Origin of the sequence: Peribacillus frigoritolerans, from assembly GCF_040250305.1 — a bacterium.
In the GTDB taxonomy this organism is placed as follows: domain Bacteria; phylum Bacillota; class Bacilli; order Bacillales; family DSM-1321; genus Peribacillus.
Genome location: NZ_CP158190.1, coordinates 2,255,022 through 2,281,499 on the forward strand (window position 1 = coordinate 2,255,022; position 26,478 = coordinate 2,281,499).

Sequence of the window (26,478 nt, forward strand, 5' to 3'; positions counted from 1 at the left end):
GAGTTTATTTTAAACAGTAAAATACATAATCTGTAGGTGCGCCACGCTCGCCTTGTTGATGGAGCATCGCTGACACATTACCGCGATGATAGGTCCCATGATTCACTACATGATGGATAAGGTCGGCAAGTACAAACTCACAAACCCCCATTTTGGGATGTTCAGTTACAATCGTCCGTTCAAGATCAGGCTGTGAAGCAAGAAAATTGTCATAATCCTTTGCAAGTTCATCATAGCAAGATTCAAGTTCATTTATTGAGACTCCGTCCACTTCTTTCCGCCGCTGTTCAACTTTCTTAAAAGTTTCTGGAATTGTGCTTCCTTTCATTATCTCCAACCAGGTAATATCTGTTGTGTAAAGGTGAACAAGGACTTCCTTGATGGATGGAAAGACACTTTTTATCGTGTCACCATAGACTCCGTCCGGTAATTTTTTTATATTATGGAACACTTGCTGATTAGCCCAAACGTGGTAATCATACATTTTCTTGGCACGGTTACTTTCCATTTTTTCACTCCTTCAATTGTTACATATCCTTTTCGACATAATTTAAAAAATACCTCTATAAAAAATAACGGTCATCCTGTAAAGAAAATTACTTTTTTGATAAGTGAATAAATTGGTTTTTCACCAAAAAAGAACTGCTGAACGTTCCTCTTAGTTCCCAATACTAATCTTAGTTTCCTTATTCTTTTTGAATAATTAATCCAATAATTTTCTATTGAGATAACTTAAAGTTTAGTAGAGCCTAAATAAAAGAAGAAGTGGGGTAGATACTTTACTATTTTGGAAGAAAGATAAATAATTAAATTCTGTTAGTTTACATAAATGACCTTACCCACTTTGAGGCATTAGTTCAACAATATAAACATTATTTTGATTCGATAAAGTTTTTTAGAAGGTATCTGATAATTTGTCCATGCAATTGCCTCGTTTTATACATACCATGATAAAAGATGCCATCCTACTACAGTTATTATGTTTGATTACCATCACTTTTGCGTTCACCCATGTTAAGGGGGTCTATCCACTTTTAATATAATAGTAGAGCCATAGTAGATGAAGGGTTTCTCAAATAGGGAATCAACAGACATGTAGTTTTGATAAAGGTTTTAAAAAATAAAAAAGGAAAAATGGATGGATATGCAACCAATTGTCAATCAGGGATGGAAAGCATAAACAGAGATTAGAAGTGCGGTTAATCATGCGAACAACCTGAAAAGCTGGCAAGGTCAAAGAACATGATATTACAGAAGTTGTGTTAGAGATTGAAAAACACAACCATGAGAATCTAGATCCTGTTAGCGAACTAATTTGTTAGAAAAATAGAACCGTCATTAATTCCAATCATCGATGTCAAGCGGTTTTATTCTTCAACTGACGGGGCTGATTTTTGGATTTTAAGAGTGTGAAAATTCGCTTTATTTGAAAGTGTTGTTAATAATTATAATAACTCTTATCGAGGGGTGGAAAAAAATGAAAGCAGATGCCGTTTTTGAAGGTGGGGGGGTCAGGGGAATTGCTTTTATTGGAGCGATTCAAGCAATGGAAGAGGAAAATGTAGAATGGGAAAGACTCGCTGGGACATCAGCAGGAGCAGTAATCGCAGCTCTTTTGGCTAGTGGCTATAAAAGCCATGAAATTAGAGAACGGTATAGTGAAATCAACTACTCAAAGATGCGAGGCAGGACAATTCTAAATCGAATTCCCGTTTTTGGCTCCTTTTTGGAACTTATGGTTCACCTTGGGATTTATAAAAACGACTATTTGGAAACGTGGGTGGATTCTCTTCTTTCAGAAAAAGGGATTAGGACATTCGCGGATCTTCCACATGGAAAGTTGAAGATAATTGCGTCTGATGTTTCGAATGGTCAGATGCTTATTTTGCCAGATGATTTGGAACGCTATGGGATGTCTCCTGCTGATTTAAAAGTTTCAACTGCCGTAATGATGAGTGCCTCTCTACCATTTTTCTTCCGTCCGGTTATTTGGAAATCAAAAGACCGGAAAAAATCCTACATTTTAGATGGTGGTTTACTTAGTAACTTTCCAATATGGATTTTCGATACAGACAATCCTCGCTTTCCAACATTCGGATTCCATTTTGTGAAAGATGAAGTTAATATAGATCCGGTAATACCAACGCCAATCCACCTTTTCAAAAATATATTTAAAACGATGCTTCAAGCCCATGATTTACGACATATGAACGAAGAAACGATTGAACGCACGATTCAAATTCCTACTGGCGGCATCAACGCAACGGACTTTGAACTGAATGAGGATGAAATCGACTTTCTCTATAAATCAGGCTATACTTCTGCAAAAGAATTTTTGTCTGAGTGGGATTTTGAACAATATAAGCACAAACGGATGCAAAGAGTAAAAAATAAGTAGGAGAAACATACGCTATCGTTTCAAAAGGGTAAAGAGGGGGACAAGGAGCTGTTACAACGGCTCTTTTTCTTATTGAACTAACAATCAATAGTTTAATATTATTCTTTTATTTCCGTTTATTCATTTAAAAAATTCTAAAATAATATCACATGTTAATTTTTTATGATTTCGTATTTCCACTTATTTCTTTTAAGCTCAAGACAACTATGCCTCGATCCTAAAAGGAGAAGAGATAGGTGTAACCTAATGTCACTGTGAGGAACGGATGATGAGCCAGTCTCTCATTCCTCTTTTAAAAATGCTGTTAAAAAATATAGTAGTAGTAAATGTGTAAAGAGATGGAATCTTCACAATAAATGAAAACAGTATTCCGGGTGCTTATCAGTAAGTAGTGGAAACTCCATTAACCATCCCAGCTTCCATTAAGATTTAATACCAATAGAAAAGTGAATTCAGCAACGCTAAGCGAACAATTAATGTCCCACTTATCTGGTAAGCTACTCATCAAACACGATTTGATATGGCCATGCTTGCGGCGAAGAACCTCGTTGCAGCGGTTACCGAAAGGGAGGTAAGCAACGTTGTCCCTGAATTGATAGGACTTCAGTCACGAAAATAGTAAAAATTATTAAAATAGAGGAAATATTAGGTTGGCCATGACAAATTAAAAGAATCGTTGATATTTAAAACTCAACCATTTGAGATAGATAGTTTTTATTAAATGCAGGTCATAAAAGAAAAATTCAATAAAAAAGGCATCCATTCAATTTGGATGCCTTTTTAATGGGGAGAAAGTATGTGTTCAAAATGACTCTAAACAATTTGTTCTACGGCACAATTCCAACCAACAAAATAAGACGTAGAAGACTTGACTAGGAAGTATTATGTTCGATAAACCATTTCAAAAAGGAGGAGTGATTATGTTTACAATTATAAAAGAATAGTCCAAGAGTCCAAGAATAGAATACGAGGTGATTTAAAAAGGGAAATGTGCTGCATGAACTACAGTGTGAGTAATAAAAAAAATTCCGAAAAATTTCTTGCAGCTATCATGATTGAATGAAGTTAGAAAGTGAAAGTCACGCTTCATTCTTGTTGTTAAACATATTCTAAGCCATTCGGTTCTTTTTGTGCCCCGAGTAAATTCAACAGTTTATCTAGTTCCTGGCTTTTATGTAATGTTTTTGGGGCGGTAAATCCATATATCAATCCAGTGGTTATTAGTTCTTTCCTCAATAATTCAATTTTTTCATATAATGCTTCCATACTCTCCAATCCAGAATCCCTCAAGTACTTTCATTTTTTGTTATGAAACTATTATTACATAAATTAGGATGTATTTAAACCAAAAGTGAGTATTTACTTATAAAATATTATTCAACCATTCGAACAAGTAGGGAATTTTGAGTTCCCGGAGAATGTAACAGGAATCATAAATGATGATTGGATGTCCATAAGTTTATTAAATTTTTTTATTGTAAAAAAGCCCATGGAAGTTATTTGTAACGATTAAATAAATGATTCATTAAGAGAACTAGGCTGAAAGACTGTCGTTATATGTAAAAGTTTGTAGGTCTATGTAAATGTATGAGTCAATCAAAACTCTTTTTGCGTTCAATGGGTACCATAAGTCCTGCCTGAAAATTCCTAATTGGAAATTTATTGATTTACACATCTTCATACACCTTTAAAAATGGCCTTCTATACTTGAACCAGATTCAAATAATAGGAGGGAAAGATCAATGAATAATGAAAGAGCAATGGATGATTTAATTAAGAATTGGAGCGAATTAGGTAAGAATATGGACCGCCGAAACTTTATCCAGGGAGCAAGTAAGCTTGCCGGACTTTCATTAGGTCTTGCCCTTGCCCAATCAATGGGCGGGATTGAAGTGAATGCTGCCCCGAAATTCAGTGATTATCCATTTACTCTCGGTGTAGCTTCAGGTGATCCGCTCTCGGACAGTGTAGTTTTATGGACAAGGTTGGCACCTGACCCGTTGAATGGCGGAGGAATGCCAAAAGAAGCTATTTCCGTTAAATGGGAAGTGGCAAAGGATGAGAATTTCCGAAAGATTGTCCAGCAAGGCAAGGAAATAGCCAGGCCGGAACTTGGCCACTCCGTTCATGTGGAAGTAAGCGGGTTAAAACCCGATAAGGTCTATTTTTACCGTTTTAAAAGCGGAGGGGAAGTAAGTCAGACTGGGAAAACGAAAACTCTTCCGCCAGTAGGTTCAAGTGTTTCGAGCTTGTCATTCGCGTTTGTTTCATGCCAGCAATTTGAGCATGGCTATTATACGGCCTATAAACATTTGGCAAAAGAAGATCTGGATATTGTCTTCCACCTTGGCGATTATATATATGAATATGGACCAAATGAATATGTTTCTTCGTCAGGTAATGTCCGTGTACATAGTGGTCCGGAGATCATCACGCTTGAGGATTATCGAAATAGATACGCACAATACCGCTCTGATACCCATTTAAAAGCGGCACATGCAGCTTTCCCATGGGTCGTGACTTGGGATGACCATGAAGTTGAAAACAATTATGCAAATGTCATCCCGGAAAAAGGACAATCGGTAGAAGCATTCATCAAGAGAAGGGCCGCCGCCTATCAGGCTTATTATGAGCATATGCCCCTTCGTAAATCATCTTTGCCTAAGGGAGCGGATATGCGGTTATACCGAAATTTCACATATGGAGACCTGGCCTCTTTCTTTGTATTGGATTCCCGTCAATATCGGGATGATCAGGCAAACGGAGATGGAAGTTCACCGCAAACGCCTGAGTCACTTGATCCGAAACGGACATTGTTAGGTCCAGAGCAAGAACAGTGGCTAACTGACAATCTATCAAAATCAAAAACGAAGTGGAACGTTCTGCCTCAGCAGATTTTCTTTTCACAACGGAATTATGGAACACCAACCGCTCCCAAATTCAGCATGGATTCCTGGGATGGTTACCCGGCTGCACGCGATCGTTTAATTGATGTAATCAAAAGAAACAACCTGGAAAATCTGGTCGTGTTGACTGGTGATGTACATGCAAGCTGGGCAGCCAATTTAAAGGCGGATTTCGATGATCCAAATTCAAAGATTTTCGGTGTGGAGTTTGTCGGCACTTCCATCACATCTGGTGGAAATGGAGCGGATAAGCGTGCGGATACGGATAAAATACTAAGTCAGAATCCACATATAAAGTTCTTTAATGATTACCGGGGATATGTCCGATGCAAAGTAACACCAGAACAATGGAAGGCTGACTATCGTGTAGTCCCATTCGTGACAGAACCAGGTGCGGATATATCGACAAGAGCATCCTTTGTTTTTGATAAGGATCAAACAGGGCTGCGAAAGGTTGCATCAGCAGCGGTTATGGAAGGTGTGCAAAAAACTAACGAAGTCGAGGAAGATCGGACACGTGCCCATAATCGCGCACATGAAAAACAAAGAATGAAAAGTCAGGGGAAAGTGACTAATTGATAGGGAACCATTATGATGCTTGACAAGGATATAGCGAAAAAAATGAGAAGATCAAAGGAGTGAATAAGAATGCTTTCAAATATAGGAATACCCGGTTTGGTGATCGTACTCGTGATTGCACTGATTATTTTTGGACCGTCCAAACTGCCGGAAATAGGCCGTGCATTTGGCCGGACATTGTCCGAATTCAAAAGTGCAACCAAAGGATTGGTGAATGATTCAGAAAAAGAGGATGAGAACGAGAATAAAGCTGCGTTAAGAGCTGTTAAAAAAGAGGGATGAAGTAAATGAGATATAGCGGGCGGAAAGACTCGCCTGCTTCTTTTCATGAGAAGAGTTCGAGGGAAAGTGCCATTAGCAATAGTGCTAGAAAATGTCTAAAAAGGAGGAGTGAAAGTGGAGAGTAAGGATTTACACGTTATTGAGCATATGGAGGAACTCCGAAGCAGAATCATTAAAACACTGATAGGTTTTGTGGCTTTTTTCATAGTGAGTTTCATATTCGTACAGGATATTTATGAACTGCTCATTAAGGATTTGGAAGGAAAGCTCGCCGTGCTCGGTCCGAGTGAGATCCTGTGGGTATATATGATAATCGCTGGGGTTTGCGCAATAGCTGCAACGATTCCGCTAGCAGCCTATCAGTTATGGCGCTTTGTGGCTCCAGCTTTGAAACCGGAAGAGAGAAGAGTTACATTTCGGTTCATACCTGGGCTGTTCATTTTATTCATCACAGGTATCTCATTTGGATATTTTGTGTTGTTTCCAATAGTGCTGGGTTTCCTCACTTCCCTATCGGCCGGGCAGTTCGAGATGATGTTCACTGCGGAAAAGTATTTTCGGTTCATGATTAATTTGATCTTACCTTTCGGGATTTTATTCGAGATGCCGCTTGTGGTCATGTTCCTGACCAGATTAGGCATCATCAATCCAGCAGTGTTGAAAAAGTCTCGTAAGATTTCTTATTTCGTCCTGGTCATAATCTCGATCCTGATTACGCCTCCAGATTTAATTTCGGACATTTTGGTTATCGTCCCTTTGCTTGTGCTTTATGAAGTGAGTGTACAGCTGTCCAATATGGTTTATCGAAAAAGGCTTATGAAAGATGAGTCAGCATTACCTGTAACATGAAAATGATAATCACAACCTATTGAATGAAACATTTCTTAGTTTAATGGAACACTTAAAAGTTGAGGGGCATATCCCTCAACTTTTTTATTGCGGAAAAATATTTGATAGAAATAATCGGGGAATTTTCTTTTGCATTTGCCTCCTTACATTAATGCTTTTCTTATCTATTTAATCAGGTTTTTGGGGTGTCATTTCGAAATGTGTCCATTGAAGCTAGTATTATAAGATGCCTTCTCGATGTACTAATTTAGTTCATTCAGAAAAATTTGTACAGAAAATCTGCAATGTCTAAATGATTTTGTGGTAAACAAGAAAATCTTCAACTTTTAAGGGGGAGGTTTTATTTTATTAGAAGGAGAGAGGATTCTGGTTAGCGAATTATTCTAATCACTTGAACAAAAATATGCATCCTTCGTAAAATAATTCAAAAATATCGAAAGGGAAAAGGGTCGAATAAATTCGGTGAAAGAGGTGAATGTGTATCATATGGTTCAAGTGTAAATATATATTTAGGGGGGAAAGCATTATCAAAAAATCATTAGGGATGGTGAGAATTTTATGAAGGATTTGATGAAAATTATTGCAGGAAACATTTCCATGACCTTTGCCTATGCTTATTTAATCGTTCCCAATGAAATTATCAATGGCGGGGTAACTAGCTCGGCATTATTATTGAATGCATTATCAGGATATAACATTGCCATGCTAGCCAATTTCGTTACAGGATTACTGTTAATCATTTGTTTAGTTTTTCTAGGGAAAGAGTACTTTTTTAAGTCGATCGTAAGTTCCCTTAGCTATATGGTTTTTTTTAATTTTTTTTATTCATTGAACATTGATATTGATGTAAATATTGTTTTAGTGATTATCATTTCGTCGATTTTAATAGCGATAGGATATTATTTATGTATAACAGCAAATGCTTCCACAGTTGGCTTTGACGTGATTGCCTTAATTTTGCATCATAAAAATGAAAAAATTGATATTGCAGCGACGATCAGGATTATTAATCTTATTGTACTCATACTGGGCCTTCTTGTTTACGGATTTACTTCGATTGTTAAGGGAATAGCGTTTACATTGTTTTTTTCATATCTTCTCAAGAAAATGCTGGATAGAAAGCAGAAGGCCGTAAAGTCAGCAGTGGAAAGTGTGTTGGATGAAACCTCCAAGGTTAAAGAAGTAAAATGAAAAAATTGCCGACTAACAGTAGATCGTTTGTTGTATTTAAAAATTTTCATTTTGTTATCTAAATATTCTGATTTTTAAATTGACTTTAAAAAAATCAGAGTGTATTATACACATAGAAAGTGGTACTAACATCATGACGTAGTGATGTTATATCCGCTTCGAATTTCAAAATAGCACTAAGGAAGGAGGAATAGTGATATAGAATCTTAATTTCATAGTCATCTCCTGTGTTGTTTTTAAAATGCCATGTTTCCAAGTTCCCACTATCTTTGTGAAAGTGTAAAGGACAGGCAGCTGAAAAGCCTTGTTTTTACATTCAAGTAGCGATTATGTTAGTTGATTCCCCAAAATATTGAAAGTTGGTGGAGGGTATGAAACATCAACAGGAAGAACTGAAACCAGGTCTGAAACAAAGACATTTAACGATGATATCTTTGAGTGGTGTCATAGGCGCTGGTTTATTTGTAGGAAGCGGTATCATAATTGGTCAAACAGGCCCCGGAGCGATATTATCATATGTTTTGGCAGGCTTGATCGTTGTTTTAGTCATGAGGATGCTTGGGGAAATGGCCACAGTTAATCCCAATACTGGATCTTTTGCCGTTTATGCGAGAGAGGGGATAGGTGAATGGGCCGGTTTTACAACAGGTTGGTTATATTGGTTCTTTTGGGTTATCGTAATTGCTTTGGAAGCAACAGCTGGTGCAGCAATCATACACAGCTGGCTTCCTTCCGTTCCCGTCTGGGTCATAAGTCTATCATTGATCATCCTATTGAAAATGACGAATATTTTTTCCGTAAAATCGTTTGGTGAGTTCGAATACTGGTTTTCAATCATTAAAATAATCAGTATCATACTATTTTTGTGCCTGGGTGTGGCAGTGATATTAGGGTTTATTCCAACGATAAAACCACCCGGCGCTTCCAATCTTTTGAATTTTGGCGGTTTTATTCCGAATGGGCTAAGTTCTGTGCTCGTTGGCGTCGCCATTGTTTTTCATGCATTTGTTGGAGTGGAGATTCCAGCGATTGCCGCGGGTGAGACCAGTGATCCGGTAAAATCAGTTAGAAGTGCATTGAATAGTGTCGTTTGGCGAATCCTGATTTTCTATATTGGGTCCATTGCCATACTAGTGACGCTATTACCCTGGAATTCGGCTTCTTTGCTGAAAAGTCCATTTGTTGCCGTCCTTGAATTGCTGGGGATCCCTTCTGCTGCCCTGATCATGAATATAGTGATTCTCATTGCATTGCTATCCTGTTTGAATTCGGGATTATATACGAGTTCACGCATGTTATTTTCACTTGCACAAAAGGGCGACGCTCCAAAGGTATTTTCAAAAGTGAGCAAGAACGGCGTTCCTATATTTGCTGTATTCGGCTCTACTATATTTGCCTTTATCAGCACCATTTTCAGTTATGTTTCACCTGATAAAATCTTTTTCTTTTTAGTGAATTCCTCAGGTGGAGTCGGAATTCTTGTTTATCTGGCCATTGCGGTTTCCCATCTCCGATTAAGGAAGAGAATGGAGAAAGAAAATCCTGGAATTTTCAAGATCAAGATGTGGCTATTCCCGTATTTGACTTATGCAACCATAATTTCCATGATTTCCGTGTTAATATTAATGGCCTTTATCGATTCGCAGCGTCCACAGTTTATCTTTACCATGCTATTTAGCTTGATCGTTATCTGTTCATTCTTTTTCATTCGAAGAAAAAAAGCGAAGTATATGGAGAATGAATTAAATATTGTTTCTGGTTCCCCTAATTCTGAAAAGTTATAGCTTTGGCGGAAATGCTTCGTTTACTTCTAAGGAACTCCTCAGACAGAATTCATCAATCACTAATCAGCTATAATATGATTCCCATAGAAAAAGAAAGTTGTGCCATTAAGTGCTTGGTGCCATCTGTCTTTTAAATCATGAAGGAGGAATTATGTTGAATGGTTTCCGTGTAATAACTTATGGGGCTGTCCTTGGAGCCATATTGCTGTCAGGCTGCAACAATTCAGCTGAACCGGACGTGGCTCAACAAGAAAATAGTCCAGTCATGAATGAAAATCCGGATTCAAATACGGGTGAAACCCAGGTTATTAAAAAAGGTGTCGGCGATGTGATACGATCCATAAAAGGATTGGATTCAGAAATAAGTATGGATGCGAATTCAGAGAAAATTCAAGAATTGGGAAAAGAGATCAGTTCTAATTGGGATTCGATAGAAACGCAAGTGGAAGATGAATACCCAAATTGGTATGAACGGATTGAGAAAAACCTTTACCCATTAATTGGAGAGTCAGGGAATCCGGATAAGGACCTTGAAAAGATTAAACGACTCTCAGAAGCTACTAAAAAAGATCTTCAGTTATTTTTGGAAGAAGTTAATTGAATTCTCTCTATACCCGGGTTTATCATGTTTGGTGATTTTTGAGGAGGTAAGGATAAGGAGGGGAGCATAGGTTGGAAAATGCAAAAGAATGCAAAGAGGTTCAGGCAGTCATATTCGATTGGGCAGGAACGATGGTGGATTATGGTTGTTTTGCGCCGGTCCAAGCATTTGGAGAGACTTTCAGGATAAGGGGGATAGATATTACCATTAGGGAAGCAAGGGAACCTATGGGTTTATTGAAAATGGATCATATAATGGAACTCCTGAAAATGAAACGAATCTCCAATTTATGGAGTGCTAAATTCGGGAAAGAACCGGACGAAAGAGATCTTAAATCATTATATAAGGACTTTGAGGCTTTGCTTTTTAAGGTTCTCAAGGAGAACGCCAAGCCAATACCAGGCGTGATTGACTTAGTCAGCCGATTAAGGCAGCAAGGAATAAAAATCGGTTCGACAACAGGGTATACTCGTGAAATGATTGATGTTGTTAAGGAAGAGGCGGAAAAATGGGGCTATCAACCAGATTCCATCGTTGCGTCTAACGAAGTGCCGACAGGAAGGCCTGCCCCTTGGATGTGCTTTAAGACGGCGATGAATCTCCAAGTGTATCCACTCAGCAAAATCGTTAAAGTCGGCGATACGATCAGTGACATCAAAGAAGGCATTTCTGCGGGAATGTGGACTGTTGCCGTATTGAAGGGCGGCAGTGAAATCGGCCTTTCAGAAGCAGAGATCAACGCAATGGACCCATATGATCTGCAAAAACGGATGAAGCATGCAGAAAATCGTTTTTGGAATGCAGGTGCCGATTTCGTAATTGATGAAATAGGTGATTTATTGGAGATCATCGATAGGATCAACTACAGATTGACAGAAAAAAAGGATATATTTATTGGTTAAAAAAGATTCAAATACAGTAGTTAGTGCCTATGATGGTCAGATACTTTAAATAAATTCAAAATTTTCAATTTATTTATTGACTGTCACACACAATGGTAGTATTATACATCTTATAACTGGTACGGACGTCGCAACGTCATTATCAGAAATAATATAATTAAGGAGAATGTGCTATGGTCGAAACAAAAATGTTAAGAGGTACGAAAGTTAAAATGACACCAAGTGAAGCCATCGTTGAGACATTGGTGGCCGAGGGAGTTAAACATATCTCGGGAATTCTGGGATCTGCTTTCATGGATATGCTTGATTTATTGCCAACTGCAGGCATTCGTTTCATTGGTGTCCGCCATGAACAAAGTGCAGCACATATGGAAGATGCCTATTGTCGTGTCTCCGGGGTTGCAGGAGTTGTCATCGGGCAAAACGGACCTGGAATGACGAATATGGTCACCTCTGTTGCAGCGGCCAATCAAGCTCATACTCCTATGGTGGTCATATCACCTTCAGCTGGTACACCAACGGTTGGATGGGATGGTTTTCAAGAATGTGATCAGGTTTCCATCTTCAAGGCCATCACGAAAGAAACGGTTAGAGTGACACACCCTGGCCGGGTCGCTGATTGCCTCAGGACAGCATTTCGGATTGCCTATGCCGAGAGGGGGCCGGTTTTATTCGATATTCCCCGTGATTACTTCTATGGTGAAGTGGAAGATCAAATACTTCAACCACATCAATATCGCGTAGATGAACGGGGCTGCGGATCATCTGCATCATTGGATAGAGCAGCTGAAATTTTAGCTGAAGCTGAGTATCCTGTCATCATTTCCGGCAGGGGAACGGTTGATTCGGATGGCATTGAAGAAATTAAGAATATTGCAGAATATTTAACAGCACCGGTAGCTGTCTCCTATATGCATAATGATGCCTTTCCTGCTGATCATCCATTATCAGTCGGCCCAATCGGTTACATGGGTTCAAAGGCTGCCATGAATACACTTAAGAAAGCGGACGTCATATTGGCGGTCGGTACTAGATTATCGGTATTTGGAACGCTACCATGCTATGACATTGATTATTTCCCTAAAGATGCGCAAATCATCCAAATAGATATTAACCCGAGGCAAATAGCGAGGACGCACCCTGTGGAAGTTGGGATCATAGGAGATGCCCGTGAAGCTAGCCATGAAATCTTAAAACGGTTGAAGGCTAGTAAACCTAACCTGAAACAAGAAAAAAAGCGGATGGTCGAAGTAACGAATGAAAAACAAAAATGGGAAGAAGAATTGGTGAGACTTGCGATGATTGATGGAACGCCAATCAATCCGCGTCGAGCCCTTTTGGAATTGACTAAAGTGTTGCCTGAAAATGCCATCGTTACTACAGATATCGGTAATGTATCGTCAACTGCAAACGCTTACTTAAAGTTCAACCAGAGCCGCAGGCATATCGCTGCGCTTACATTCGGGAACACGGGATTTGCTTACCCATCCGCACTTGGTGCAAAGTTAGCTGAGCCGAATACGCCTGTTTTAGCCATTGTTGGAGATGGCGCGTGGGGCATGAGCTTACATGAAGTGAGTACGGCTGTTGAAGAAAATATACCGGTCATAGCATGTGTCTTCAATAATAATGCATGGTGTGCAGAGAAAAAGAATCAGGTCGATTTTTATAATAACCGTTTTGTAGGGGCGGATATCCAAAATCCTGATTTCGCAGAAGTTGCCCGATCAATGGGTGCTGTTGGTATTAGAGTCGAAAAAGCTGACGAGTTAGGGGCTGTCATTGAAGAAGCAATAAAATCAAATAAACCGACTGTCATTGATATACAAGTCGATGGAACGCAATTGGCTCCGCCATTCAGAAAAGATGCATTAAAAATGCCTACTAGATTATTAGAAAAATATTCTCATTTAGATCATAAAAACTGGGATAAATAATGGTGTGAAAATAGAATGATATGACAGGTGCAATGACTTGAATTTTGGGTCATTGCGCCATCACCCATTCGCTCTTTAAAGGTCTGTAACAACATGGGAACTTAACTTAATTGCATTCGATGAATAATAAGGGGGTTTCAAAAGTGAAGATGGAAACTGAAACGAAAGACCTTGTTCAAATGGATAAAGACCATTTATGGCATGCGATGCATCGCTATAATGAAAAGGATGCTCCCATGATGGCTACAGAAGGATCCGGCTCATGGTTCACAGATGCTAAAGGGGATAAATATTTAGATGGGGTTTCCGGTTTATGGTGCTTGAACCTGGGTCATGGAAGAAAAGAGATTGCCCAGGCAGCGTATGAACAAATGGTTAATTTATCCTACTTCCCTTTAACGTTAAGCCATAAGCCGGCAATCGAATTATCTGCAAAAATAAGTGAGCATTTAAAGGGCTCCTATACAACGTTTTTTACGAACAGCGGCTCTGAGGCGAATGAGACAGCTTTTAAAATAGCCAGGCAATATCATTCCCAAAATGGCAATCAGGGTAAATACAAATTCATCTCTAGGTACAGAGCTTATCATGGCAATACTTTTGGCGCGCTAAGCGCGACCGCACAGGCAAACCGGAGAGTGAAATATGATCCGGCGGTTCCAGGTTTCCTGCATGTGCCACCGCCGTATAGTTATCGAAGCCCGTTTGGGGAAAACGTTGAAAACTCCGATTTGCTTGCAGCTGAATATATCGATCAGGTCATTAATTTTGAAGGAGCTGAAACGGTAGCTGGTGTTATTCTTGAACCATTCATCTCTGGTGGCGGGGTCCTTATTCCTTCGGAAGAATACTTAACGAGGGTTTCGGAAATATGTAAGAAGCATGATGTTCTTTTAATTGTGGATGAAGTGGTTTCAGGTTTTGGAAGAACCGGAAAAATGTTTGGGTTCATGCACTCCGATGGCGTTCAACCGGATATTGTAACAATGGCAAAGGGTTTGACCAGCGGTTATCTTCCACTTGGAGCAACGGCAGTGAATTCGAGGATTTATGAGAAATTCAAAGAGAACGGAAATTTAAATCATTTCAGGCATGTGTCAACATATGGAGGCCACCCTGCATCTTGCGCAGTTGCCCTTAAGAACATTGAAATCTTGGAAAATGAAAAAATCGTTCAGCGAGTATCTGAACTTAGTGAGTCGACACTAAGTGAGCTATTTAAATTGACAGCCCTTGATAAAGTAGGGGAAGTTCGGGGAGTAGGGTTTTTATACGGCATTGAATTAGTGGAAGATAAAAAGGCAAAAACACCAGTTTCCGATGAGTTCATGGGTAAAATAATCGGGGCTTGCAAGGAAAAGGGTCTTATCATCGGCCGTAATGGTGATACAGTCCCTGGATATGGTAATGTACTGATCATTGCGCCGCCTTTATCTTCGACCGTTGAAGATTTACGCTTTGTCATAGAAACCGTAAAATCCGTTTTATATGAATTATGCTAACCAAAAAGATGATTAACTTTAGGGTGCTATATTTATAGACGAAAAATGAAGATGGGCATGATATGTCTAGCCGCTTTGACATCCATGTCCATTTTTTCATATTGGGTCAAACAGTGTGGGAAAACTGGAGAATCCGGAGTAGGAGGAAATATGCAATCACAACAAAGATTATTGGTGGTTCTGGCACATCCCGATGATGAGTCATTCCTGTGTGGCGGAACCATTGCTAAAATGTCTGAGCAAGGTGTTCATATAACCTTACTATGCGCGACAAAAGGCGAAATGGGCAGGCGCATGGGAAATCCCATTCTTACAACAAGGGAGGCATTGCCTGGACTAAGGGTAAAGGAGTTAAAAAACGCTTGTGAAGAATTGGGGATCAGCGACCTGCGATTTTTAAACGTAAGGGATAAAACGATAGAATTTGAGAGCTTCGATTTATTGGCGGAGAGAATCGTAAAGGTGATTCGTGAAGTTCAGCCGGAGGCCCTAATAACATTCCATGAGAAATATGGGGGGCATCCAGACCATTGTGCGATTGGCCGAGCTGCCGGATTTGCTTTTCTAAAATCCGGTGATCCCGATTTTTATCCAGATCCAGTATTTCCAGCTTTTAAGGTTCATAATCTGTACTTTGTCCTTTGGCATGCTTTTTATGATGCATGGTTAAAGGAAAACGGGCAGAGCAGTATCACGGAAGTGGATATAGCAGGAACTTTACAGAAAAAGATTCGTGCCTTAAGGTCCCATCGCTCCCAGACACTAGCAGTTCCTGAATTGTGGGGGAATCAAAATCCAAGCTTGCCTTTTTTAAAGGAATCCGAGTATTTTATCAAAGGGAATTCACCTACTAATATAGAAGAAACTGTTTTTTTAAACGATTGAAAGGATGGGATGATACGTAATTTGGGCGTTAGATTATCTGGAAAGGGGGAAGGAATGTATGGAATTAGAAAAATATGAGCCACTGGAAGAAACACCTCAGGCGCAGCAAAAACCGCTTCAAAATAAGGTGACTTTGTGGCTGAGCGGTATCGCTTTCACCTTTTTTATTGCCCTCTTAGGCTTGGGGCTGTCCAAGATTTCAGGATTCAATCGAATCGGACCTCTTGCATGCTCGATCATCATTGCCGTGATTTATCGTCAAATTGCGGGATATCCAGAAAAGTTCCGGATGGGAATTGAATTTTCCGCAAAAAAACTTTTGCGTTTTGCCATTATTTTATACGGGTTGAAATTAAATATTGATGTGATTTTCAATCAAGGACTGCCATTGTTGGTACGTGACATAGGGACAGTAACATTTGCCATAGTCGTGATGGTCCTGATTGCTAAGTGGTTTAAGGCAGATGCTTCCATTTCCCTTCTTCTTGCTGTAGGAACCGGGATATGCGGAGCGGCAGCCATTGCGGCCATATCTCCAATCGTGAAAGCGAAGGAAGAGGATACAGCCATAGGCGTTGGGATAATCGCTTTAATGGGAACACTTTTCTCGATTATATATACACTTTTACGTCCGATCCTTCCGCTGTCTGCTTTGGATTATGGAATCTGGTCTGGGATCAGCCTTCATGAAATCGCCCATGTTGCATTGGCAGGAGCACCGGCTGGTGAAGATGCGCTAGCGATTGCACTTCTCGCAAAATTAGGCCGTGTCTTTTTACTTATCCCATTATGTTTCATTTTTATGTATTGGATGAAAAAACGCACATCCGGGAAAATGGGCCATGATGCCAAAATTGAATTTCCATGGTTCCTCGTTGGTTTTATAATCATGAGTCTAATAGGAAGTTATGTGTTTGGAACTTATATTACGGTGTCACCCCTTGTAATGGATGGCATTTCGAAAACGACTACATTTATATTGACAATGGCCATGATCGGTCTTGGACTGAATGTAAGCCTGCAGGCACTGCGGACAAAAGCCATGCGTCCTCTTTTAGCCATGACCATTACCTCTTTGCTGCTTTCCATCATCTCGTACTTTATCGTTTAATATAAAAGCTTCCATTGTTGTCCCTGTTAGATAGGCCTAAAATGTGATGAATAATGCATATGGATAAGCCCTGAATATATTAATCCATTCAGGTTTTTTTTTATCCGAAGAAAACGTTTTTGGAAATGAAGGGTGGAAATTTGATAAAATCCTAATTTAAGGAAAAAAATAAGTGTTGACATGTTTGAATATTATAACTATTTGGTTTACAATATAAGAACTGATACGAACATTACGATGTCTTTTTCTGTTTGGAGGAAATTTTATGGAGTTAGACTTTAAAAATCCAATCCCTTTACATGCTCAATTGAAAAGCATATTGGAAAATCAGATTTTGGAAGGTTATTATAAAGACAAAATCCCTAGTGAAAGGGAACTCATGGATATGTATTCTGTCAGCAGGAGTACTGTACGGGAAGCCGTATCCATCCTGGTTCGTGAGGGAATATTGGAAAAGAGGCATGGAAAGGGAACGTTCGTTTCCCTTAAACCTGTACAAGAATGGCTAAAGATGATAAGTTTCACTGAAACCACTAAAAGCATGGGAATTAAATTACTAGATCATGGCCGAGTAATGACACCTGAAAATATTGCTGATGCAAATGGGTTCGAAGATGAATCTTACCATATTAAAAGGCTGCGGTTACAGGGAGATGTCCCCATAGCCATTGAATTGCATTATTATTCTTTGGACCTAGGAAAAAAATTGACAAAATTTGATTTAAGTACAACCGTATTGTATGATGCACTCGAAGGTGATCTAAACATTGACTTTTGTGAGGCGGAACAAATCATAACCTGCGGCTTTCCAACAAAAGAAGATGCAGAACATTTAGGTATAGACGAAACGATGTGCTTGCTGATTACAGAACGAATGATTTTTGATTCTGATGGTAATTTAGTAGAGTATTACAAAGGATTATTCCGATCTGATATGTACTCATTCGCTATGAAAATGTCCCGGAAGAATTGATTTTGCACATAAAAATGACCTATGCCTTTCTATGAGAGTTGAGAGGCCTAGGTCATTTTCAATCCTACCAGTATATACAATGATACGACTTTTAATGGAGAGTTTGTCTATATTTATAACATAGACATGTTTTAATATAATCTATTGTTATATACGTCACTTCAAGATCTGGAATATTCTGGCTTGTTCAACGTTTTCAGCCGTTTGGTTTTGGAAGGCTTGCCATCCTCCAATTTAGCCGAGATAAGCCCAAGTACCACTCCAAGCAACGCACCTGCTCCCACTTCCACAGGCTGATGTCCGAGCAGTTCATTCAGTTCCTTCTCACGCTCCACAAACTCAAAGCTAGGAAACTCTCCCGAAAATTTCGCCATATTATCTTCAAGGTCATTCACAAGCTTAGCGATTTCGCCTGTATGGCGCCGAATCCCCTGAGCATCATACATCACAATCACGCCAAACACTGTCGCAAGCGCTGTTTCAGTATGCATCCAGCCTTTATTCGCTGCCACATAGGATGCCAGTGCGGCCACCCCCGCAGAGTGCGAACTAGGCATGCCACCCGTTGTGAAAGCCTGCTTTAAGTCCCACTTTCCCGTCAGCTTATAATGCGTTAAAATTTTCAGCCCTTGCGCAATGCCGATTCCCGACAGCGCCGTTAAAATTCCCCGATTCATCTTTTCCATGAGCAACTCCTCCACTCCGCTCCAGACCAGTCCAACCCAATCCAGGATTTTATCTTCACTCTTTTGATACCCCAATAATAATTTTTATATGCAGCAGTTCCATGATTATCGGCATTTAATAACAGCCTGCTTAATGCAACATAATGATACTTTTTGCTGTGTCGTGTTCAGTGCAAGCTTAATTTCCGATCTAGGTGTTCTGGCATGCTTTTTTCGGTGAAGGTCACCATTTTATAATAATATTTATAGGATGGGTCACTTAAGGAAAATATATAACGGAAGATTATTAACAGGTGTTAAGGTGGCAATGGGATGAACAAGATCAAGGATATGAATCCGGAAGAGTTAAAAAAGATCATGAAGGTAACCGAGCGAATGTCTTTTACAAAAAACTTCAGGTCTGCTACTGCTGAAGAATGGTTTGTTTTCATTCCCGGCTTTAATGATCCAGTTACTGGAGGAGCTGCTGGGAAGGCTATCGTTCACTACAATCTATATGGAAACAAAGATATGTTCATTAACACGACGGTCATTCTGGATGACCCTGTTTTATTTGAGATGGAAAACTTTCAGCTGGTTTACTCTATTTGTGATGAACTTATAAATCGTCTAGTGGGATACGCTGATACTTTACTGTCCGTACACGCAGGTTCAAATTCTTACAATGCTGAGTATAAACGATAATGTTCGTAAGAGAACAAGGAGGAAAAACAGTGCATCATAATCTGGTTCAGTCAATAATCGAACAATCAGTCATGCTTACAAGTGAAGCAGATTGGGATAAGCTCGTTCAACAAGTCAATAATTCCAAATTTGTTTTACTGGGTGAGGCATCACATGGGACATCCGAGTTTTACACGGCCCGAGTTGAAATAACAAAAAAGCTGATTCAAGAAAAAGGGTTCACCTTTGTAGCCGTTGAAGGCGATTGGCCCGCATGCCAGGCAATCAATAGGTATGTAAAAGGCTATGACCTAGTGACTAAATCCGCAAAGGATGTGCTAAAAAGTTTTGACCGCTGGCCGACATGGATGTGGGCAAACGAGGAAATGATCGACCTGATTGAATGGATGAAAGAATACAATGAGTCCGGACAAAATCAAACGAAAGTTGGATTTTATGGGATAGATATCTATAGTCTTTGGGAATCCATGGATGAAGTCATCCATTACTTAAAACAAATTGATTCACCTGACCTCGAGGCTGCCAGACAGGCATTCACATGTTTTGAGCCATTCAATCGGAATAATGAGGAGTACGCAGTTTCCGCAGGCATTTTTTCAGAAGACTGTATAGAGGAGGTTGCCAAATTACTGACGACTATTCAACGAAAAAAAGAAAAATATCCTCATCATGAAGAATTGAATTTGAACCTTCAAGTGAATGCACTGGTAGCGTATAATGCAGAAAATTATTACAGGACGATGGTGGTTCATGATGATAAATCATGGAATATTCGTGATATGCATATGGTGGATGCACTAAATGAAATTATGGATTTTTACGGTTCTGATGGCAAGGCGATTTTATGGGAACATAATACTCATGTTGGCGATGCCAGCGCTACAGATATGAGAGATTCCGGGATGATTAACGTCGGCCAGGTCATTCGTGAACAAAACCCAACTGAAGATGTATTTATCACTGGTTTCGGAACCTATAGCGGAACTGTTATTGCAGCAGATGAATGGGGCATGGATTTTGAAATAAAAACAGTACCCCCGGCTATGAATGGAAGTTGGGAGGAGGCTATGCACCTTTCAGGCGCGTATGATAAGTTGCTCATTTTCACCGATGAAAATCGTCAGCTATTCCAAGATAAAATTGGACATCGGGCTATCGGGGTTGTATACCGACCGGAATACGAACAATACGGAAACTATGTACCTTCCGTAATGTCAGATAGATATGATGCTTTTGTTTACATTGATGAAACTCAGGCCCTTCACCCGCTTGTTCATGAAAAAGCACCCGTTCTGTAATAAAAAGACGAAGCCGTTTATGTTATAAACGGCTTCGTCTTTTTGTTCGTGCTTATTCTTAACGCTGCCTTTCATTTTAAGCCTTATGAAAAGCTAATGATTTAATATTTGAATGTAGAGGGATTGAAAATGGAATATGAAAAGTTGATTGGAGTGGGTGTAAGAGACTCCTGCGGGAAAAGCGTGTCAAAGGGGAGACCCAGCAGGCGCAAAGGCGCCGAGGAGGCTCCCGGACCGCCCCGGAAAGCGAGTGCCCTACGTTCCATCAACGTTCGAGGTTTTACAAACAATCATAAAACTAGACAAACTTGATTTTCATTGAGTTGGTCTACAATCAAATAAGGTTAATGTTTGTTATACTCACATTTAGCACACTTTTCATTCATTAATTCTTTTTATCATTAAAAGATGTGGACCGCCATCTTCCATAAAGACATCGGATGAAGTCTGGTAGCCGAGTTTTTTATAAAAACCCTCTGCCTGTGTTTGCCCATGTAATTTCACCTGGGATATTTCCTTTTTCTTTGCGATTTCTTCCAACGTTTTAATTATTATTTTTCCAAGACCAAATTTACGGTAAGGCTCTAAGATGCAAATTCTCTCCAATTTCCCTAAACCATCAACAACTCTTAACCTTCCAGTTCCGACTGGTTTTTCATTATAATAGACTAATATGTGTTCAGATAAAGCATGAAGTGTATCGTATTCATCAAATTCAATTTCTAAAGGGAAGCCTTGTTCCTCGACAAATACTTCTTTTCTGATATGAAATGCTATTTTTAAATCATTTTCAGTAGTAATTCTTTTTGAATCCATTGTTCTTCATCCCTTTTCTAGATTTATTCAGTAAGACAAGTCATAATATATGTATAACTTTTTTATAGTATATACGAAATTAATTTTGTTGTAAATACAACAAAAAAGTCAGGGGCTTTTTGAATGAAGGAAATACTCCGTGAAATTGGAATGATAGCAAGGGCATTGGACTCTATAAGTAATATCGAATTTAAAGAATTTGACCTAACAAAAGGGCAGTATTTGTATCTTGTTCGAATATGTGAAAATCCAGGAATCATTCAGGAAAAGTTAGCAGAAATGATAAAGGTTGACCGGACGACAGCAGCTCGGGCCATTAAAAAACTTGAAATTCAAGGTTTTATTGAAAAGAAAAATGATGAGGAAAACAAAAAAATAAAAAAGCTATATGCAACCGATAAAGGTGAAAAGGTCTATCCTTTTTTGAAAAAAGAAGGAGAGTATACTGACAAGGTTGCGTTATCTGGATTTTCTATGGAAGAAACGGAAACGATGTTTCATCTTCTTCAAAGGGTCAGAAAAAATATTGAGGTAGATTGGGAATTTGTGAAAAAGGGAAATAAAAGGGAGTATTGATACATATATTTTATAAGTTATTACAGATTCATGAATGTAATGGTATTGGATAAGAATTTTATAAAGAGAGGCTCGATTCCGATTGGAAATTGAGCCTCTTTCTTATTATCCAGCTACATTTTCAGTGAACTGACTATTGTACAGCTCTGCATAGAAACCATTCTCCCTTAAAAGGTCTGAATGCGTTCCCTTCTCTATCACTTTTCCTTGATCCATAACAAGAATCAAATCTGCATCCTTAATTGTTGAGAGACGATGGGCAATGACAAAGCTGGTTCGTCCTTCCATCAGTCGGTTCATGGCCTTTTGGATAAAGACTTCTGTCCGAGTGTCCACACTAGACGTCGCTTCATCCAATATCATGATTGGTGGATCTGCTAGAACTGCTCGGGCGATTGTCAAAAGCTGCTTTTGGCCTTGTGAGATGTTCGAAGCTTCTTCGTTTAAGATGGTCTCATAACCATCTGGCAGTGTCCGAATGAAATGGTCGGCATGTGCCGTTCGAGCAGCTGCAAAAATTTCTTCATCAGTTGCTCCATTTTTGCCATAAGCGATATTTTCTTTAATAGTACCATTAAAGAGCCAGGTATCTTGAAGTACCATACCAAAATTCTTTCGAAGATCATTCCGTGACATATTCCGTGTATCAAGACCATCAATATTAATCTTTCCGCCATTGAGTTCATAAAATCTCATCAAGAGATTTATCATAGTTGTTTTTCCAGCACCAGTCGGTCCAACAATTGCGACCGTCTGTCCAGGCAAGACATCGATGTTCATATCTTCAATTAGCATTTCTTCCCCATATCCAAAGTCCACATGTTCAAAAGAGACAGCACCATTTGCCCTTTTTATATTAGCTGTTGTTTGTTCTTTCATTTCCTCTTCTTCATCAAGTAGTTCAAAAACACGCTCAGCGGCTGCAACCGTTGACTGAATAATGTTAGCGATGTTAGCCGTTTGTGTGATTGGCTGGGTGAACTGCTTTGAATATGTGATGAATGCTTGAATATCACCAATTGAAATCGAACGTTGCGTTACCAATATTCCGCCGACAACGCTGATGAGGACATAGCTTAAATTTCCGATAAAGAACATTATGGGCATGATGATACCCGATATAAACTGGGCTTTGCTTCCCGCTTTATACAATTCTTCATTAACCGCAGTAAACTGGGCACTCGCCTTTTTTTCATGTCCGAATGCTTTAACGACCTGATGGCCGGTATACATCTCTTCAATGTGTCCATTTAATTGTCCGAGCTTACGCTGTTGATCTGCAAAATATTTTTGGGATCTTTTTAAAATAGGCCGGATTGCAAATATTGACAAAGGTAAGCTGACTATCGAGATTAATGTCAATAACGGGCTTATCGAAAGCATCATGATGATAATCCCCAAAATCGTTACGATTGATGTGATGAACTGCGTTAAGCTTTGCTGAAGGGTGCTCCCGATTGTATCAATATCATTTGTCATTCGGCTAAGTGTTTCTCCGTTTGGACGTCCTTCAAAATATTTGAGTGGAAGTTTCTCGAGCTTTTCGTTCACATCTTGTCGAAGATCATATACCGTATCTTGAGCAACACTTGACATAATGTATTGTTGTACATAGTTGAAAAGGCTGCTTAAAGCATAAAGTCCGGCAAGGAGTAGAAGGATCTGGCCAATTTTATCAAAGTTAATAGCTGCTCCTGGTATACCCTGGAGTTTCCCGTATGCTCCTTCGAATAATTCTGTAATTGCATTTCCCATGATTTTCGGTCCAACAATCATAAAAATCGTACTCATGATTGCAGCGAAGAACACGGAAATCAATTTGTTGCGCCGAGGTTTTAAATAGGTCAAGAGACGTTTTAGTGTTCCTTTAAAATCTTTTGCTTTTTGACCCATCATCATCATGTTACCGCCACCAGGGCCATGCCCAACCTGACCGCCGCCTTGAGGTTTTTTTTGATTACTCATGCAATTTCCTCCTCTGTGAGCTGTGATAAGGCGATTTCACGGTAAATGTCGTTTGTACTAAGCAACTCTTGGTGTGATCCCATACCTACAATTTTGCCTTCGTCTAATACAATGATTCGGTCTGCGTCCACGACTGTACTGACACGCTGTGCAACGAGTAGTACCGTCGAATTTTTCGTTTCATCCTTCAGGGCTGCACGAAGGTTGGCATCCGTCTTGAAGTCAAGTGCAGAAAAACTATCGTCGAATATATAAATATCGGGTTTCCGAATGAGTGCCCGTGCAATCGAAAGCCGTTGTTTTTGCCCTCCCGATAGGTTTGAACCGCCTTGTTCGATTTCTGCCTCATAGCCGTCTTTCATGTTGCTGATAAAATCTTCCGCTTGCGCGATCCGAGCCGCATGCTCAACTTCATCTTGTGTGGCTGTTTGTTTTCCAAAGCGAATGTTTTCAGCGATAGTACCTGTAAAGAGGACGGCCTTTTGTGGTACAAAGCCAATCTTTGAACGAACTTCATCTTGTGATGAATTACGAATATCAACACCATTGACGCGAATCGTTCCACTTGAAATATCATAGAAGCGAGGTATCAAATTGACGAGCGTCGTTTTCCCTGAACCTGTTCCACCGATTATTGCGGTGATTTCACCAGGACTTGCAGAAAAACTAATATCCGATAATGCATGTTCTTCTGCTCCTGGGTAACTGAACGTCACATGTTCAAATTCAAGTGTACCGTGCTCACGATCTGCCTTTTCTGTCCCCTTATCCAGGAATGAAGGTTTCATGTCAAGGACTTCGTTTATCCTTGTTGCCGACACGGCTGCTCGTGGAACCATAACGAACATCATGGATGCCATAACGAGAGCGAACATAATTTGCATAACATATTGGATAAATGCCATTAAATCCCCGATCTGCATACCGCCATTATCAATACGAACTCCACCAAACCAAATGATACCAACAACCGTCAAGTTCATGACAAGCATCATTACAGGCATCATGAAGGCCATGATTTTATTGACTCTGATTGACACATCCGTCAATTCTTTATTCGCTTTCTTAAGACGTTCTTTCTCTTGTGTTTCACGATTGAAGGCACGAATGACGCGAATACCAGTTAAATTTTCTCGCAATACAAGGTTCAACCGGTCTAATCGTTTTTGCACCGTTTGAAAGAGAGGCACACCTTTATATAGAATAAGCAAGATCGACCCAATCAATAAAGGCATTGTGACAACAATGACAAGGGATAATTTTGCATCCATGGATACAGCCATGATTACTCCGCCGATTAACATGATGGGTGCACTGATAACCATACGAAGCATCATGATAACCACTTGCTGGACTTGTGTTATATCATTGGTCGTCCTTGTAATCAATGATGCCGTACCGACTTCATCAAATTCTTGTAACGAAAATTTTTCAACATGATTAAAGACTCTCAGGCGGAGATCGCGTCCCATCCCCATTGCCGCTTTGGACGAATAGTAGCTTGCGATTATGGATGCACAAGCGCCAAGTGCGGAAACCAACAGCATCAAACCACCGATTTTCCAAATATAAGGAGTGTCTCCTTGAACGACGCCTTTGTCAATAATATCGGCCATTAGTGTAGGCAGAAAGAGATCGGACATGGACTGAATAAAAACCAGACCGATAACTGCTGAAATAATCCACTTATAAACGGATAAATTTTTCAGTATTTTTATCATTTTGTACACTCTCCCTGTTCGGTTGCTTGTGCTTCTAAAAAGTTTGTAATTTGAAGATGTGTTTCTAGCAACTCTTCAAACTGTTCTTCTGAAAGCATTTCAATGGCTGTTTGAAAGACTTGGTGAATGCTTCCTTCGTGAAAATGAATCGTTTTTAATAAATCCTTCCCCTGATTTGTGATTGACAACTGAATCTCACGCCGATTGCCCTCCACATGCTCACGATGGAGCATGCCTGCGCGAACGAGACCATCGACCGCTTGGCTCAAGGTGCTTTTTGGAAGAAATGTTTTCTCCCCGACATTTTTTTGAGTGGTCTCTTTGTAAAGGGTAATGGTCATCAAAATGGAATATTGAGGAACTGTTAATCCATTTTCTGCGGCAGTCTTTTGAACGAACCGCATAATATTTTTCTGCACGTTCCAAAATGAACGCAATAGTTGTACGGAACGCATTAATTGTTTTTCATTCTCCACTCAACTTCACCATTCTTTCTGTTTTGAACTGTTCCATTACGAACATTTAATTTTATGAATCATTTTAATTTACAGCTATATATCCGCTTAGTCAACAAAAAAATAACTTCAACACCCCAGTGTTTAGTCTTTGGTGCATGTATGGAAATGAGTTTTCAAGTCAGGCAAGGCTTTCGCATGAAAACAACCCATACAAAGTGAAATTAACTTGAAAATGGGAGATGAAAAGTGGTAGGATAATATTGCATTGAGTTAGTACCAGGTAATAATACTAGATGATAACGCATGGGTTTTAAATGGCAAGCATGCATACATAAAAGAGCTTTTTCTTCCTTAGATACAAAAGAGGATTTAAG

General features: G+C 39.5%; 23 protein-coding genes. 16 read left to right on the forward strand and 7 right to left on the reverse strand.

The window, feature by feature from the left end; genetic code table 11:
* Nucleotides 1–4: 4 nt before the first annotated feature.
* On the reverse strand, nt 5–508 hold the full coding sequence (locus ABOA58_RS11105; RefSeq protein WP_350302331.1) for a DinB family protein: 504 nt from the start codon (nt 506–508) through the stop codon (nt 5–7).
* Between the two features lie 969 nt (nt 509–1,477).
* On the opposite strand from ABOA58_RS11105, the gene ABOA58_RS11110 reads away from it, so the two are divergent.
* Nucleotides 1,478–2,398 carry a patatin-like phospholipase family protein gene (locus tag ABOA58_RS11110; protein ID WP_350302332.1) on the forward strand — a complete coding sequence of 307 codons (921 nt, stop codon included), beginning with the start codon at nt 1,478–1,480 and terminating at the stop codon, nt 2,396–2,398.
* Nucleotides 2,399–3,496: 1,098 nt separating this feature from the next.
* Here ABOA58_RS11110 and ABOA58_RS11115 read toward each other — a convergent pair.
* The gene (locus ABOA58_RS11115; protein ID WP_350302333.1) at nt 3,497–3,664 is read right to left on the reverse strand and encodes an aspartyl-phosphate phosphatase Spo0E family protein; all 168 of its coding nucleotides are present in this window, start codon (nt 3,662–3,664) and stop codon (nt 3,497–3,499) included.
* Between the two features lie 476 nt (nt 3,665–4,140).
* On the opposite strand from ABOA58_RS11115, the gene ABOA58_RS11120 reads away from it, so the two are divergent.
* The 12 genes from ABOA58_RS11120 (at nt 4,141) to ABOA58_RS11175 (ending at nt 17,900) form a co-directional block, all read left to right on the forward strand.
* Nucleotides 4,141–5,883: an alkaline phosphatase D family protein gene (locus ABOA58_RS11120; protein ID WP_350302334.1), complete on the forward strand. Its 1,743-nt coding sequence runs from the start codon at nt 4,141–4,143 to the stop codon at nt 5,881–5,883.
* 69 nt (nt 5,884–5,952) lie between these two features.
* Complete coding sequence (locus ABOA58_RS11125; RefSeq protein WP_063233420.1) at nt 5,953–6,165, forward strand: twin-arginine translocase TatA/TatE family subunit; 213 nt, start codon at nt 5,953–5,955, stop codon at nt 6,163–6,165.
* Between the two features lie 147 nt (nt 6,166–6,312).
* Nucleotides 6,313–7,014: a twin-arginine translocase subunit TatC gene (gene tatC, locus ABOA58_RS11130; RefSeq protein WP_434547789.1), complete on the forward strand. Its 702-nt coding sequence runs from the start codon at nt 6,313–6,315 to the stop codon at nt 7,012–7,014.
* A gap of 558 nt (nt 7,015–7,572) precedes the next feature.
* Nucleotides 7,573–8,205: a YitT family protein gene (locus ABOA58_RS11135; protein ID WP_350302336.1), complete on the forward strand. Its 633-nt coding sequence runs from the start codon at nt 7,573–7,575 to the stop codon at nt 8,203–8,205.
* Between the two features lie 371 nt (nt 8,206–8,576).
* A complete protein-coding gene (locus tag ABOA58_RS11140; protein WP_350302337.1) occupies nt 8,577–9,989 on the forward strand; it encodes an amino acid permease in 1,413 nt (470 codons plus the stop codon).
* 151 nt (nt 9,990–10,140) lie between these two features.
* On the forward strand, nt 10,141–10,590 hold the full coding sequence (locus ABOA58_RS11145; protein WP_350302338.1) for a hypothetical protein: 450 nt from the start codon (nt 10,141–10,143) through the stop codon (nt 10,588–10,590).
* Nucleotides 10,591–10,661: 71 nt separating this feature from the next.
* A complete protein-coding gene (gene phnX, locus ABOA58_RS11150) occupies nt 10,662–11,492 on the forward strand; it encodes a phosphonoacetaldehyde hydrolase (protein ID WP_350302339.1) in 831 nt (276 codons plus the stop codon).
* Between the two features lie 173 nt (nt 11,493–11,665).
* Nucleotides 11,666–13,429, forward strand: coding sequence for a sulfoacetaldehyde acetyltransferase (gene xsc / locus ABOA58_RS11155; protein ID WP_101221794.1), 1,764 nt, complete (start codon nt 11,666–11,668; stop codon nt 13,427–13,429).
* 149 nt (nt 13,430–13,578) lie between these two features.
* Nucleotides 13,579–14,931, forward strand: a complete 1,353-nt coding sequence (locus tag ABOA58_RS11160) for an aminotransferase (RefSeq protein ID WP_350302848.1) — start codon at nt 13,579–13,581, stop codon at nt 14,929–14,931.
* Nucleotides 14,932–15,081: 150 nt separating this feature from the next.
* A complete protein-coding gene (locus ABOA58_RS11165; RefSeq protein ID WP_350302340.1) occupies nt 15,082–15,816 on the forward strand; it encodes a PIG-L family deacetylase in 735 nt (244 codons plus the stop codon).
* A gap of 58 nt (nt 15,817–15,874) precedes the next feature.
* The gene (locus ABOA58_RS11170; protein ID WP_350302341.1) at nt 15,875–16,927 is read left to right on the forward strand and encodes a YeiH family protein; all 1,053 of its coding nucleotides are present in this window, start codon (nt 15,875–15,877) and stop codon (nt 16,925–16,927) included.
* A 265-nt stretch (nt 16,928–17,192) separates the two neighbouring features.
* Complete coding sequence (locus ABOA58_RS11175; RefSeq protein WP_350302342.1) at nt 17,193–17,900, forward strand: GntR family transcriptional regulator; 708 nt, start codon at nt 17,193–17,195, stop codon at nt 17,898–17,900.
* Between the two features lie 161 nt (nt 17,901–18,061).
* Here ABOA58_RS11175 and ABOA58_RS11180 read toward each other — a convergent pair whose 3' ends face one another.
* Nucleotides 18,062–18,586, reverse strand: coding sequence for a divergent PAP2 family protein (locus ABOA58_RS11180; RefSeq protein WP_350302849.1), 525 nt, complete (start codon nt 18,584–18,586; stop codon nt 18,062–18,064).
* A gap of 312 nt (nt 18,587–18,898) precedes the next feature.
* Between ABOA58_RS11180 and ABOA58_RS11185 the strand changes: the two genes are divergently transcribed.
* Nucleotides 18,899–19,270, forward strand: a complete 372-nt coding sequence (locus ABOA58_RS11185; protein WP_413017123.1) for a hypothetical protein — start codon at nt 18,899–18,901, stop codon at nt 19,268–19,270.
* A 29-nt stretch (nt 19,271–19,299) separates the two neighbouring features.
* Entirely contained in the window at nt 19,300–20,568 is a 1,269-nt protein-coding gene (locus ABOA58_RS11190) for an erythromycin esterase family protein (RefSeq protein ID WP_350302343.1), read from the forward strand.
* A 378-nt stretch (nt 20,569–20,946) separates the two neighbouring features.
* Here ABOA58_RS11190 and ABOA58_RS11195 read toward each other — a convergent pair whose 3' ends face one another.
* Nucleotides 20,947–21,384 carry a GNAT family N-acetyltransferase gene (locus ABOA58_RS11195; RefSeq protein WP_350302344.1) on the reverse strand — a complete coding sequence of 146 codons (438 nt, stop codon included), beginning with the start codon at nt 21,382–21,384 and terminating at the stop codon, nt 20,947–20,949.
* 123 nt (nt 21,385–21,507) lie between these two features.
* Between ABOA58_RS11195 and ABOA58_RS11200 the strand changes: the two genes are divergently transcribed.
* Nucleotides 21,508–21,960: a MarR family winged helix-turn-helix transcriptional regulator gene (locus ABOA58_RS11200; protein WP_350302345.1), complete on the forward strand. Its 453-nt coding sequence runs from the start codon at nt 21,508–21,510 to the stop codon at nt 21,958–21,960.
* Between the two features lie 105 nt (nt 21,961–22,065).
* On the opposite strand, the gene ABOA58_RS11205 is transcribed toward ABOA58_RS11200, so the two are convergent.
* The 3 genes from ABOA58_RS11205 to ABOA58_RS11215 are packed head-to-tail and all read right to left on the reverse strand — an operon-like array spanning nt 22,066 to nt 26,122.
* Entirely contained in the window at nt 22,066–23,925 is a 1,860-nt protein-coding gene (locus tag ABOA58_RS11205; RefSeq protein WP_350302346.1) for an ABC transporter ATP-binding protein, read from the reverse strand.
* Nucleotides 23,922–25,646 carry an ABC transporter ATP-binding protein gene (locus tag ABOA58_RS11210; RefSeq protein ID WP_350302347.1) on the reverse strand — a complete coding sequence of 575 codons (1,725 nt, stop codon included), beginning with the start codon at nt 25,644–25,646 and terminating at the stop codon, nt 23,922–23,924. The genes ABOA58_RS11205 and ABOA58_RS11210 overlap by 4 nt, the downstream gene beginning before the upstream one ends.
* On the reverse strand, nt 25,643–26,122 hold the full coding sequence (locus ABOA58_RS11215) for a MarR family winged helix-turn-helix transcriptional regulator (RefSeq protein WP_350302348.1): 480 nt from the start codon (nt 26,120–26,122) through the stop codon (nt 25,643–25,645). Before ABOA58_RS11215 ends, ABOA58_RS11210 begins: the two co-directional genes overlap by 4 nt.
* Between the last annotated feature and the right edge of the window lie 356 nt (nt 26,123–26,478).